Below are 11,421 nucleotides of genomic sequence, written 5' to 3' on the forward strand. Positions count from 1 at the left end.
GGGTTGGTTTGGGACACAGCAATCGTTTATTCCCAAAATAGACCCCGCGATAATGGCTGGGCTGAGACGGTATTTATGGCCGTATTCGATATCGGAGTGTTTTTCCTCTGCTATGGCTTGGGCATCGTCTTCACTGCATCCAGCGAGTTCGCACAGTGTTTCAATCACTTCCTCTCGAAATTCATCGATTGTAGCCATTGCCCCCTCCCCTACTCTATGCATCCAAATGCGAGGTTGGTGATGTGGTATTCTTTGTAAGATTTACTGCGTCTGCCAAACAGCTTTTTGAGTAATCGTATCATGCGTAACGTTCTAGCAAAGGGTGTTCCCTCTCTTCAAGGAGGACATGATCGTAGATAAAGGCGATACTCTCTTTCATAACCGTTGAGACTCTCATGGAAGTTGTAAAACCCCCTCTTTATTCAAATTCTGCAATCATTTTTTTAATAGCATCATTCAACTTCACTAGCTTGGCTTCATTCATGCCAGCGATATTAATATCAATTTTGATTTTATCTTTTGTCTGTTTGGCTTTAAAAATTGGTAAAGCAGCTGTGTCCTTACCTTTACTCAAATATTTTGTTTTTAAAACACTTTCAGCATCATCTCTACCTAAAGACTTTATTTCTTCATAGGCTGATTTAATTTTATCTGGAGCCACTTTATTTAAAATAGACAGAATATAAACGATATTGTAATTATCTTCTTTGACCATTTTTATAATATTTGATGGTAATTTCAAAATACCCATTATTTTTGAAACATGCCCCTTTGACAATCCTATATGTTCTGCTAACTTATTTTGGCTTTCCACAACACCTTCATCAAGTAGATGTTGCATAGAAATTGCAAATTCAATAGGATTTAAATCTACGCGAACAGCATTTTCTGCTATTGCAAAAACAGCCATATCTTGTCTTGAAACATCGTTTTTCAGCATACAAGGTATTTTTTCTTTTCCTAATATTTTAAATGCTTCTGCACGCCTATGTCCTGCCAAAATCGTATATTTGCCATTCTGATTAGATGTAACCAAAATTGGTTGCAAAAGTCCATTTTTTTCGATGGACTGAACCAATTCAGAGAGTTCATTTGAATCCATTTCTATACGAGGTTGAAACGGGTTATGATCCAATTTAGAAATTTCTATATCAGCGTGTGTTTCTGATCCATCAATAGTGATTTGCTTAGGTACCATTTTCACAAGTGGTGCAGATTCCGCTATCGTTTGGGATAGTTCTGCTGTTATTCTATTACGCTTTGCCATTTATCAGCCCTGCTTTCGTTTCAATTTCTTTAATAAGCATTTTCACCTCGGCGGTAGCTTTACTATTTTTATCCAATTCTGCAACACTAAAACCATATCCAATTGAATGCTTGAAATCCGATCGAAACCTTATTACAGTTTCCATCAAATTAAAATATTTTGTCTCTCTAATAAATTCTTCTATGTCATCAAATGATTTAGCTTTTGGATCAATTTTATTTAAAAGGACATTCACTTTTACAGTTTCGCCCTCCCCTTTTAACGCTGAAAGTTCCGCTAAAATATTTTTAAATTTTTGAAGTCCAAATATCTCCATATAATCAGATGACACAGGGGTAATAACATAATCGCTTGCTATGATAGCAAGACGGTTTAAGTCTGCATCGTACCCACCAGAATCTATGACCACTAAAGTCTCATCGTCTATTTCATTTATAAAATCACGAAATTGTTCGCCCTCTCGATCCGTAAAACGTGTTATATAAAGCGGTTGTTGTCCATATTGCATTCTGAGTCTATTTGTCATGGTTACAGATTCTTGATTGTCTAGATCTACAAATACAAAGTCTTTAAATCCATACTTTTTATAGTTCAGTCCGAGTTCTATAGCAACATTCCATGCCAATGTTGATTTTCCTGTACCGCCTTTTTGATGAGCCAATGTGATTATGTTTGACCTCATAAATATATGTCCTTTTTTAAGTGTTTCCCGGGGAAACTCATAAAGTTTTCTAAAAAAATATAGCATCTTAGATTTCTCAAAATGATTATACCAATATTTTTTCATATTTTTAGTAGTCACCTAATATTTCATATGATGTTTCTTTACTTATTAATTTATATTTTCAAAAAGTACGTAATCAATTTATGCTTATTCAACTGTTTCCCCGGGAAACACTGAACATATTTCAATGTAGCAATTTTGGATATAATACAATCAAGTGAATATAGGTAAATAGGGGAAATCATGAATGACGAGTTAGAGATCTACAATATTCCATTTGAAAGATCTATATTGTCTTCTATTATTTTTAATCCTAGTGATTTTACATATATATCGAATCAACTTTCACGTGACCATTTTTATCTTGTTGCCCATCAAAATATTTATACTGCTATGATCAATTTAACTGCAATGGATAAACCTATTGATGAAGAATTTTTGAGATCTGAACTAAATCGAATTGGGCAATTTGATGAAAGAATAATGGTTGAAGTTCTAACTGCCAACCCGATAGCTAACATTACTCCTTATATCCAAGAACTTGCAAAATATAAAGATAGAAGAACTCTTTTGGGATTATCAACACAATTTAAAAAAGCTGCCCAAGCAGAAGATCCAATAAATGCGGCCAAAGAATTAATTGTAGCACTTGAAGAGGGAATGAGTATAGATCGACGATTACCACATCCTACAAATCATGAGGAAATTGAAGAAAAAGAAGTTGAATTCATTCTAAAAGATTGGCTTCCTATTCCTCGAAACACTGTTTCATTAGTTACTGCACCTGGGGGATCTGGAAAAACTTGGACCGTATTACAAATTGCCGCACGTTTTTGTATTCAAAATAAATCATCTAAGGCATTCTTATGGCTTTCAGAAGATCCAAAGTCTCTTTCAAAATCACGTTTAAATAAAATTTTATCAGGAGTACTTGACAATTCTGTGCCAAATCTTAAAATAGATATTGCAGATGACGCAACTCCACATTTACTAAATATCATTGGAAATAAAGTAACAACGGATCCTATTTGGCATGATATGAAAAAAGTTTTTGACCCTTACGATTTAATTATTCTTGATCCACTTATTGCTTTTTTTGGAGGTGATGAAAATAATAATGGACATGCTCGATTTTTCATGCAGCTATTTACTGAATATGCAGGAAAAAACGAGAAAACTATTATCTTTATTCATCATTCAACAAAAGGAACTGCTGGCTCTCGTGGAGCAGGGGCTATAGTTGATGCAGCACGCCTTCATTATGAAGTTGATCGCATAAGAAACAAAGAGAAAGAGATAGATGAATCAAAATTACATATGCGACTTGTTCGTCTAGCAAAAGATAATTATAATGCTGGTGCAATTTTAAAATCAAGCGAAGTTGAACGACAAATTTTCCCTAATCAAGATAACTCAACTACTCTCGGTCGTTCGGAACGATTCAATTCAGTATTTATTGGAGATTAGATGGCAAAAAGAAAAGATTCCCCGAATCAAAGTAAATTTGAGATTGATATTATTTCAAAAATGGAACGATCTAACGTTTCTGTTTCAGAACTTAGAACCGGACTATGGGCACCCATTGAAAAAGTTTCTTCTACAAGTCTTATTTACAAAAATTTTATTAAAAACAAACGCTCTCGTGCAATTAGTACATCGTGGGGTAAAGTTCTTGTTACAGGTAATATTTTAACGCAAGTTCACAGAGATCTACTAGACTGTATTTTTGCATCTGCTAATAATATCGAAGAATTGGAAGGCGGCAGCGTTGCTGTATTTTTTAATGAAACGGATGTTTTAAAACGATACGGAAATACAGCCGGTTCAAACCATACTTGGCTACGGACAAAGATTCGAGAAATCCGTAATACGTCCATAGAAATGGAAGACCACAGTAAAAAATATTATGCATTTCAAATTCTCGAAGATGATGGTGCAATTCCTGAGACAGGAGAATTTAAAATTGTATTCTCTTCGAAATATAGAAATTACATTGAAGGACAATTGACTATCGGTTATATCGATGAGTTAGATAAGTTGTTAACTATTCAAAGCGCATTACTCAGAGCGATTGTCCGTTTCTTTTGGACACACAAGGATGCTTCAAAGATGGAAATAAAAGCTCTGTTAACAACAGTAGGTTACCCTCAAGACAGCGAAAATGCCATAAGAACTGCTCGTCGTGAAATTGAATCCAATATAGACACATTGGAAAAATTTGGTATTTCTGCACTTGAAGAAGAAGTAACTGAATCTGGACGAAAAAAGATCAAGAAAATTTTATATCGAAAACAAGAAGATGCAAAAATCACTTTTTCTGCTCCTCTTCAGTCTTTACTCTCAAAATAGGGGGAGGGGAGGCACAAAAGCCTCACCCCCCTACTATAGATTTCTATATAATCTATAATACTCTATAGAGGAAAAACTCAAAGCCCGTAAAATAGGGAACTTTATCCATTAAATGACCGACACTATCCATTAAATGACCGACATTTATCCCTAAATCCCATTAAATGACCGACACTATCCATTAAATGACCGACACAGCAATAATAAATACTTATGAAAATACAGGTATTTATGAGAATATGATGAATTTGTGTATGTTAAGAAACTGGTTATGAAGTGAAAAAAGTAATTTTGAATCATTAAATGGCATATATTTCTTTTACAGAGAAGAACTTAGTTAATAATAGTTAGGAAATAACGATCAAAGGCTTTTATTCCATTAAATGACCTACATTTTTGAATTGCTGGCATTATTTGACCTACATAAAAAAAGTTAGTACATTATTTGACCTACGCAAAATACCCTAACAAAGGAAAATAGGTAACTTATAGGTCTGCATTTTTTATGTAAATGGCTATAAAAATAGCGTGAAATGACGTAAATATCGAGAATTCACGTAGTATAAACCAATAAATTTCCCCCATTAAATGACCTACATTATTATCAAATACGGCGTTCATATCTCCGGAACGATTTTTAAGAACTCTGAAAAATTGATTACTCAAGTTGATAATGCACTGAGAGCAGGGGAGGGCACAATGGTACCTAGATGGATGAGAGGGTTTTAGTAGACGTAATTTTAAGTCTCAAGAAGCCATATGCTGCAAATACTCAATCATCTTGAAATACCCGATAAGTATCTCAAACATCATACGCCACATGATCTCAAACCCGACAAATAAAATCATGAACCCCAGAACCAGTCGTGAGGTTGTAATGGGAAATGTGCGCATCAGAGCATCGGCTATTTTGATAACCCATGGTCGTTTAATCCAAAGCAGGGCAGGGATCATCAATGCTCCCAGATAATAGAAGGCTATCAGTACCGGAATCGAGATAAATGTGTCAAAGGTTAGAAAGTTCACTTGGATTTTTTATCCATTAAATCGCATACGCCGCTTTTGCTTATTGCCTCTTTGATCTGCTTACAGTGTTGGTTCTCAATATAGAGATGAAGCCAAGATTCAACCCAATAAGGGATCTCTCGTCCCTCGTTACCCCAGTTGCTAATCGTTCCGCCGGTGGTTCCAAGAATTTCGGCAAACTCTTTCTTGGAGAGACCGGCGGTTTTGAGAAGATCGTTAAAAGCGTATTTGTCCATTTTCTCTCTAATACATAGCTGTTTATAAAATTCTATCTAAATCACCTCAAATGTTTACTAAATGACTTAAAAAGTCTTATTTGTGAATTTAATAAGACTATTACTAATCAAACGTTTATTTCATACAAATACTACTACTTCCGACTACCCACTTTGCAAAATGTCATAAATTTACATATAAGTAATAATAAGTGATTTAATATAATCATATAAGTATATAAAGCGTTGACATTGTTTATATATGAGTATATAATGTCTTAAATAATAAACGTACGTTTATTTTAACTCAAATAAAAAGGAGATTTCATGAGCCATGTATGTTTTAGCGATATCGATCTACTCATTGATGAGGGGAGAAAAGAGATCCTCATCAACCCTAAGGGAGAGCGTTTTTATTTTGTCTCATGTGACGAGCAGCATAAAATTTTCCGTGATGCGATACTTCGGTACGACTCCGTAGAAGAGCGATATGAGATTGAAGGAGAGCAGACCCTCTACACTGAGCATAAAGGGATGGGCTTGGATTATGAAAAGCTTTTGTGTCTTCACCCCCAAGAGCTAATCCATAAAAAAAGCTTTTTCGGATTTACCTGGTACAACGTATGTGGCGTGTTGAAACGTGAAATTCGAAGTGTCTATCTGTGTCAGTACAAAGATTATCGTATCCATGAGCGCTCTGCGGTGATCTCTCATACTTACGAGGAGCGATGAGATGCATCCTGAAATGTTGGTTACCAGTACCGGCGAAGTATGGCTGTTGAGCATATTGCTGCTCATAGGAGCTGGATTTATCCTCTATGGAAGAGGGGCTGAGTTTGTTTTTGTCGGTATGGTGGTGATTGTGGGAGTATTTACTATTGCCTACAGTAACCACACACATTACCTAGGGGAGCGTTTTTTGATGGAGCAGTTTCATGAGGGGAGGGCATTGTCATGCGGTTTATGGAGAGGGGAGAGTGTTAGGGTCGATCGCTTAAGCGGGTGGAAATATGAAGAGGGGACCGGATTTGTGAAAGGGGATGTGATCATTAATGATCCTGGAGTGTGTAGGGTGATTGAAAAACCTTTTCCAGAGCCATCAAGCGTTCCGTATTGGATGGTCTTAGTCACTGTTATGGGAGTGTTGATGATTCTGCGGGCGGTGACGCTGGGTGTTGAGGAGGAAAAAGATGACGCAAGAGCTGAGTAATATCGTTTTTCTAAGTCTTTTTTACTGGGGACTTAGCGTCTTGATGCTACGGATTATCATACATGAACGGCGTCAACGACTTTATCTAATCAGTGTCGGGTATTTAGTTTTAAGTGTGGGAGTGGGGCAGGCCATAGCGATGAAATGGCTATTGGCAGCAAGCTTGCTCTTTATGGTGATCTCTATGTCTCTCACACTGTGGATCCTTTTAAAGCAAAGCCGTCAGTGTATACGGGATCTTAAAACGATGCATGAAGAGGAAAAGCATGCAGAACACTCCCAAAAGGAGGAGACACCCCATGGAAAATAATGTCATATATCTCAGTGATGCATCGTATGACCACCTCACCAAAGAGGTGGGAATAGGGGTAAAAAACCTCTATACGAACCAAAGCCATAGTGTTTTTGTCCACGCTATGAATGTACTTGAGGCAGAAGAGTTCGCTCTGATCGAAGCAATAGAGCATGCTATAGCGCACCATCACCGCAACTGCGTCTTTGTCTATGACAACATGGGGATTGACACGAAAAGTATCGGAGCGTTTTTTTCTCAGATGTTTGATCAAATACAGTTTCTGTGGATGAAACGCGATTATTTGAAGCAGGTGGATAAATTGGCGTGCAACGTTCGACTTAAACACGCAAAAAATGCCAACTGGACGAAACAGATTCTCATCCATGCTTCCCAGATTAGCGATGAAGCGTTAGTGAGTGCATTGATGCCGCTCACACGGGGTGAAACCTATGGATACCTATGCGCCATCAGCGGTACGGCTCCGATGATGAAACCTTATCCCAAAAACATCAAAGAGGTGAATGAGAAGATTATTGCCTTATTGCTCTTTGCCGGTAGCCAAAACCTCCATCGCCTGTTATCTGAGCGATTCAGACATATTCAATGCTATAAGCAAAAACTCTACGACGAACTGCTCAGAGCGAGCGGGTTTGATATGAGCTGGTTTGAGGAAGCCGAAAAAAAGACTTTTAAAGCGCCGATTGCGGCATAAAGGGGAAAAGATGAGTCACTTTGATATGGATATGATGGCATTGATGGGACTGATACTCTTAGTGGGTGGAGTGAGCGTAACGTTTCTCAAAGAGATGATCGTACCGATTGTTGGGCTGTTTTTACTTTTAGTTATGGTCTGGGGAGATGATATTTGCAGTCGTCACGATCGGCTGAATTTTTATGGCAATCACGTTGATAGGGGAGGGGAGATCATCTGTAAAGATGATTCTGCTCATCCGCTTCTCATCTCTACAGCAAAAGGGTGGGAGCACAAAGGGGGCTATCTCTTTAAAGGCAATATAGGGGTCGAAATCCTTGAAGATCAATGTGAAATTCTCCATCAGGATGAACCCCATTGCATCAGTGTGTCAACACAGATCGTTATTGGAACGAGTATGCTGATCGGTATCTTTGGTTGGATGGCTTGGATGTTTCGACAACTGAGTGAGAGACTCGCAAAAACCAAAGCCCGTGAAGAGCGCAAAGAAAAAATACGCAAAGGTGCTGAAGAGATGGCGGAACTCTATAAAACCGATCCGGAGCTTAAAGAGTGGAATGAGTTTGTGGGAGATTATTATGAGACAAGTGAAGAGTACATGAAGAAGGCAGATCATGAGCAAAAGAATATCTAAATTACTGATTTATTGGACACTGCTGGTACTGGTACAAATTTATGGCCTGGCCATCTATCAATACGGACAAAGCTACGGATTCGATGAACAGATCAATCCTACAACTATCATTGCCGCGATATTGACCATTATCGGTTTATTGGGTTTAATCGGGCGATATCTCAACAACAAGGATATGAAACGGGGATATTGTGAGAGCGGTATTGCTCAAGAGCAGATCGATGCGTACCAAAAATCCAGAAATGGAGGTCATTTAATGGAAGATGTATCCAAAGCAAGTGACATTAAAGATGCAATTTCGCAGAAGAACGATTATGAAAACGACCATGATACGAAGCGTTAAGGGGAGGGTGCGCTATTACACCCTTGAATTGATCCCCAATCTTTTTGGAGAGTGGATGGTCGTTCGCACATACGGCTCCATCAAAAAACTCAAACCAACCGGTGTGATTCGCGAGATATATGACAATGCAGAAGCCGCAGCCGAGTCAATGCAGTTATTGATAAGTGCCAAACTCAAAAAGGGATACACAAACCGATGCACATTAAACAATGGATGAGTGCTTTGATCTTTTTTATCCCCGCATTGATTGCTGGGGTAGGGGTGCACAGCATAGAAGAATTTGGGGTGGCAATTTTTTTATTTACAATCGCGTTTACGGCCGCTGCCATTATCTTTTATCCCGAATGTGAGTTTTCCAAAAGGGTATTGGATCTTTTTTAGACAGTCTTTCCCAAAACCAATCTTATCAAAACAATTAAGGAGATACGAAAATGAGTAATACTTGGATGGCGCTAAATATCATAGCACTGCTGGGAGCGATAATCTACGTCATCCGCTATAAGCGGACGCCAAAAAAACAGCACAACCACAAAAATGAGGAGCCGTTTTGCATTTACGAGGGTGAAGAGGACCCTCAGATACGCCATGTTCGCAGAGGTAATTTTATAACCTCCCATACAAAGGATACAGATCGCTGCGGCGAATCATACGACGAGCATCAATGGCGTTTTACGATGCCGCATACAGCGGTTGATCTTCTGATCGAAGCCTTTTCGGGGGATGAAAAAAAAGCGTATCAGATTAAACGTGCCATTGAACTCTCAATCGAGCATTATGCGATTGAGATGGCGGATGATGCGGAGTGTGCAAGGATTATTGAGGAACGACTTGTCAATAACCCATAAAATCGAAGATAAAGAACTATAAGCTATTAACTCTGAGTGATCCGGCAACCTGCTTGGAAAGTTCACTCGGCACTTCATACTCTTTAGCTAACTGTGTAAAACGACTAAAAGCCTCCAGAGAGGTATCAATCATTTCATTAGCATGTTTTGCGCTTATGCTGCACTTCGATGCAAAAGCCAAAAGATCGTTTCGCTCAAATTGATCTCGTTTACCCGAAAGTGAAATTTGATGCTGTGCGGTCCACTTTCCAAGCGGGTCATACGCATAGGTCATATCAAACGCAGGTGAGAGTGACCATACGCCCCGACGATCCATCATAAAGCCGAAATTTTTGGCATGATCGTCTTGATTACGTCCGATGATGTTAAAGATGGCGCGACGAAACAGCTCGTTGAGTTCATTCTGACCCAAGCCCAGTTCTCGACAGGTCATGACCAACTGCTCGTACGAGTAGACACCCACATGATCTCGATCGAAATGTCGCAAGCCTGCCCAGGAAGCATAGTGCTTTTTGCGTACCTTGCCATCAACAATCTCACGATCAAACCGCTCGATCATAAAATGAAAATCATCACTATCGGTGATGTAGGTTGTTGAGGGAATATCGATTCCACATTCTTTGGCTATAACGGAATAGATGTATTCGATTCGAGTCATCCCTTTAGGATCTTTGCGATCTTTATCGCTGTTATCATCCGAATCAAACTTCAAAAGCCAATAGCGTTTATCCTCACCTGCATCCAAGGTACCGTCATAAAATCTCCCTTGTGCGTCTTGAGCTACTAATGCTTTAGATCTTGCCCCTCCGGCGCTCGATCCTACACGGATAAGAGCTAACATCTCTTCATGCGATGCGGTGGATAATTTATGATTAAAATCGCTCTTTTCGCGCAACACCATATTTGCTAGTTCATTAAGATGATGAATGTTGAGGCTTCCTCCATTCATAGCCATGTCATCGTTGCTAGAGGGCTCATATTCGAACGCACCCATGCTTCGTTTGCCGATGTACGCCAAACGATCAAGTGCGGTGATATCGGATGGGGATAACCCATTGTCGGCAAAGAAACGATCGATTAACTTGTTACCGAATTTGTCAGGAAGCGAATCGGCAAATATTCCGGGCAGTCCATGAAAGGTTCGCTGACTGATTGATGGGTATGAGTGTATCATAGGAGGATATTTCATCTCCAAGGGTGAGAGTTGAATCTCTGAGGTTGCAAAATCAGGTGCGTATTCAAACGTCGCTATTTCATTTTGTCCAGGAGCATAACCCAAATAGCCAATGGTCTTTCCCCAAAGTGTTACAGTAATAATCGGTGTAGCCATTATTCATCTCCCCAAGCAAAATTGGAGGGTTTGGATTTCTTTTTAGTGATCCGCTTTTTGAGCGGTTTTTCGATTTGTTGTGCAGGGCTAAATGTTTGGGTTGATTCCAAAAGTGCATTCAGTGCATCGAGTTCACCCAACCCTCTGAGAATTCGGATAAAACTGGTTAGAGATATCGTCCCCTTGTTAGCACGGAAGCGTTTGAGAGTAGCGAGGTTGGTACCGCTTTTTACAACCAGTTCGGCATCGCTGAGTTCTTTTTCACGACGTCTTCGATCGACGCGATGTGCCAGTTCTTTGAGTATCTCTTCATCGCTTAACAGTGAAAAACGCATCAAATCCCTCCCAAAATTGTATATAAAAGTAATTATAGCACTAAAAAGAGCTTTTATAATAAATAAATAGAAATAAAGTATCTAAATAGATTTAAAACATGTGTGGTTTATACTAAAAATAGTATTATATAAAGTA

At 38.7% G+C, this 11,421-nt stretch carries 17 protein-coding genes; 10 read left to right on the forward strand and 7 right to left on the reverse strand.

Annotation, left to right across the window (positions count from 1 at the left end; all coding sequences use genetic code 11):
- The 3 genes from WAO38_RS12390 to WAO38_RS12400 form a co-directional block, all read right to left on the reverse strand.
- The coding region (locus WAO38_RS12390; protein ID WP_422237555.1) for a hypothetical protein at positions 1-198 on the reverse strand (198 nt) is incomplete at its 3' end.
- 220 nt (positions 199-418) lie between these two features.
- A complete protein-coding gene (locus WAO38_RS12395) occupies positions 419-1,267 on the reverse strand; it encodes a ParB/RepB/Spo0J family partition protein (protein ID WP_299991323.1) in 849 nt (282 codons plus the stop codon).
- Complete coding sequence (locus WAO38_RS12400; RefSeq protein ID WP_373023372.1) at positions 1,254-2,054, reverse strand: ParA family protein; 801 nt, start codon at positions 2,052-2,054, stop codon at positions 1,254-1,256. Before WAO38_RS12400 ends, WAO38_RS12395 begins: the two co-directional genes overlap by 14 nt.
- 180 nt (positions 2,055-2,234) lie before the next feature.
- Between WAO38_RS12400 and WAO38_RS12405 the strand changes: the two genes are divergently transcribed.
- Together WAO38_RS12405 and WAO38_RS12410 are read left to right on the forward strand one after the other, a co-directional pair.
- Complete coding sequence (locus WAO38_RS12405; RefSeq protein WP_299991319.1) at positions 2,235-3,458, forward strand: DnaB-like helicase N-terminal domain-containing protein; 1,224 nt, start codon at positions 2,235-2,237, stop codon at positions 3,456-3,458.
- A complete protein-coding gene (locus WAO38_RS12410; protein ID WP_299991317.1) occupies positions 3,459-4,340 on the forward strand; it encodes a hypothetical protein in 882 nt (293 codons plus the stop codon). It begins immediately after the preceding gene.
- Between the two features lie 747 nt (positions 4,341-5,087).
- Here the strand turns inward: WAO38_RS12410 and WAO38_RS12415 are convergent.
- Both WAO38_RS12415 and WAO38_RS12420 read right to left on the reverse strand, forming a co-directional pair.
- Positions 5,088-5,366: a DUF4282 domain-containing protein gene (locus WAO38_RS12415; protein WP_299991316.1), complete on the reverse strand. Its 279-nt coding sequence runs from the start codon at positions 5,364-5,366 to the stop codon at positions 5,088-5,090.
- On the reverse strand, positions 5,363-5,602 hold the full coding sequence (locus WAO38_RS12420) for a helix-turn-helix domain-containing protein (RefSeq protein ID WP_299991314.1): 240 nt from the start codon (positions 5,600-5,602) through the stop codon (positions 5,363-5,365). The genes WAO38_RS12415 and WAO38_RS12420 overlap by 4 nt, the downstream gene beginning before the upstream one ends.
- Before the next feature lie 306 nt (positions 5,603-5,908).
- Between WAO38_RS12420 and WAO38_RS12425 the strand changes: the two genes are divergently transcribed.
- The 8 genes from WAO38_RS12425 (at position 5,909) to WAO38_RS12460 (ending at position 9,620) form a co-directional block, all read left to right on the forward strand.
- Complete coding sequence (locus tag WAO38_RS12425) at positions 5,909-6,313, forward strand: hypothetical protein (protein WP_299991312.1); 405 nt, start codon at positions 5,909-5,911, stop codon at positions 6,311-6,313.
- 1 nt (position 6,314) lies between these two features.
- Entirely contained in the window at positions 6,315-6,791 is a 477-nt protein-coding gene (locus WAO38_RS12430; protein ID WP_299991309.1) for a hypothetical protein, read from the forward strand.
- Entirely contained in the window at positions 6,772-7,101 is a 330-nt protein-coding gene (locus tag WAO38_RS12435; protein WP_299991306.1) for a hypothetical protein, read from the forward strand. Before WAO38_RS12430 ends, WAO38_RS12435 begins: the two co-directional genes overlap by 20 nt.
- Positions 7,091-7,798 carry a hypothetical protein gene (locus tag WAO38_RS12440; RefSeq protein ID WP_299991304.1) on the forward strand — a complete coding sequence of 236 codons (708 nt, stop codon included), beginning with the start codon at positions 7,091-7,093 and terminating at the stop codon, positions 7,796-7,798. The genes WAO38_RS12435 and WAO38_RS12440 overlap by 11 nt, the downstream gene beginning before the upstream one ends.
- A 10-nt stretch (positions 7,799-7,808) precedes the next feature.
- Positions 7,809-8,432 carry a hypothetical protein gene (locus WAO38_RS12445; protein WP_299991301.1) on the forward strand — a complete coding sequence of 208 codons (624 nt, stop codon included), beginning with the start codon at positions 7,809-7,811 and terminating at the stop codon, positions 8,430-8,432.
- Entirely contained in the window at positions 8,413-8,775 is a 363-nt protein-coding gene (locus WAO38_RS12450) for a hypothetical protein (protein WP_299991297.1), read from the forward strand. Before WAO38_RS12445 ends, WAO38_RS12450 begins: the two co-directional genes overlap by 20 nt.
- The gene (locus tag WAO38_RS12455; RefSeq protein ID WP_299991294.1) at positions 8,747-8,992 is read left to right on the forward strand and encodes a WGR domain-containing protein; all 246 of its coding nucleotides are present in this window, start codon (positions 8,747-8,749) and stop codon (positions 8,990-8,992) included. Before WAO38_RS12450 ends, WAO38_RS12455 begins: the two co-directional genes overlap by 29 nt.
- A gap of 214 nt (positions 8,993-9,206) precedes the next feature.
- Positions 9,207-9,620, forward strand: coding sequence for a hypothetical protein (locus tag WAO38_RS12460; RefSeq protein ID WP_299991288.1), 414 nt, complete (start codon positions 9,207-9,209; stop codon positions 9,618-9,620).
- 16 nt (positions 9,621-9,636) lie between these two features.
- On the opposite strand, the gene WAO38_RS12465 is transcribed toward WAO38_RS12460, so the two are convergent.
- Positions 9,637-10,950, reverse strand: coding sequence for a type II toxin-antitoxin system HipA family toxin (locus tag WAO38_RS12465; protein WP_299991285.1), 1,314 nt, complete (start codon positions 10,948-10,950; stop codon positions 9,637-9,639).
- A complete protein-coding gene (locus WAO38_RS12470; RefSeq protein ID WP_299991282.1) occupies positions 10,950-11,285 on the reverse strand; it encodes a transcriptional regulator, XRE family protein in 336 nt (111 codons plus the stop codon). The genes WAO38_RS12465 and WAO38_RS12470 overlap by 1 nt, the downstream gene beginning before the upstream one ends.
- Positions 11,286-11,421: the final 136 nt, after the last annotated feature.

The organism is Sulfuricurvum sp., assembly GCF_049277495.1.
In the GTDB taxonomy this organism is placed as follows: Bacteria; Campylobacterota; Campylobacteria; order Campylobacterales; family Sulfurimonadaceae; genus Sulfuricurvum.

Bases quoted from the DNA above. Each gene is read 5' to 3' on its own strand.
- WAO38_RS12405 (WP_299991319.1), top strand. From the start codon at position 2,235: ATGAATGACGAGTTAGAGATCTACAATATTCCATTTGAAAGATCTATA.
- WAO38_RS12410 (WP_299991317.1), top strand. From the start codon at position 3,459: ATGGCAAAAAGAAAAGATTCCCCGAATCAAAGTAAATTTGAGATTGAT.
- WAO38_RS12430 (WP_299991309.1), top strand. From the start codon at position 6,315: ATGCATCCTGAAATGTTGGTTACCAGTACCGGCGAAGTATGGCTGTTG.
- WAO38_RS12470 (WP_299991282.1), bottom strand. From the start codon at position 11,285: ATGCGTTTTTCACTGTTAAGCGATGAAGAGATACTCAAAGAACTGGCA.
- WAO38_RS12395 (WP_299991323.1), bottom strand. From the start codon at position 1,267: ATGGCAAAGCGTAATAGAATAACAGCAGAACTATCCCAAACGATAGCG.
- WAO38_RS12465 (WP_299991285.1), bottom strand. From the start codon at position 10,950: ATGGCTACACCGATTATTACTGTAACACTTTGGGGAAAGACCATTGGC.
- WAO38_RS12425 (WP_299991312.1), top strand. From the start codon at position 5,909: ATGAGCCATGTATGTTTTAGCGATATCGATCTACTCATTGATGAGGGG.
- WAO38_RS12400 (WP_373023372.1), bottom strand. From the start codon at position 2,054: ATGAAAAAATATTGGTATAATCATTTTGAGAAATCTAAGATGCTATAT.
- WAO38_RS12440 (WP_299991304.1), top strand. From the start codon at position 7,091: ATGGAAAATAATGTCATATATCTCAGTGATGCATCGTATGACCACCTC.
- WAO38_RS12460 (WP_299991288.1), top strand. From the start codon at position 9,207: ATGAGTAATACTTGGATGGCGCTAAATATCATAGCACTGCTGGGAGCG.
- WAO38_RS12445 (WP_299991301.1), top strand. From the start codon at position 7,809: ATGAGTCACTTTGATATGGATATGATGGCATTGATGGGACTGATACTC.
- WAO38_RS12420 (WP_299991314.1), bottom strand. From the start codon at position 5,602: ATGGACAAATACGCTTTTAACGATCTTCTCAAAACCGCCGGTCTCTCC.
- WAO38_RS12450 (WP_299991297.1), top strand. From the start codon at position 8,413: ATGAGCAAAAGAATATCTAAATTACTGATTTATTGGACACTGCTGGTA.
- WAO38_RS12455 (WP_299991294.1), top strand. From the start codon at position 8,747: ATGAAAACGACCATGATACGAAGCGTTAAGGGGAGGGTGCGCTATTAC.
- WAO38_RS12435 (WP_299991306.1), top strand. From the start codon at position 6,772: ATGACGCAAGAGCTGAGTAATATCGTTTTTCTAAGTCTTTTTTACTGG.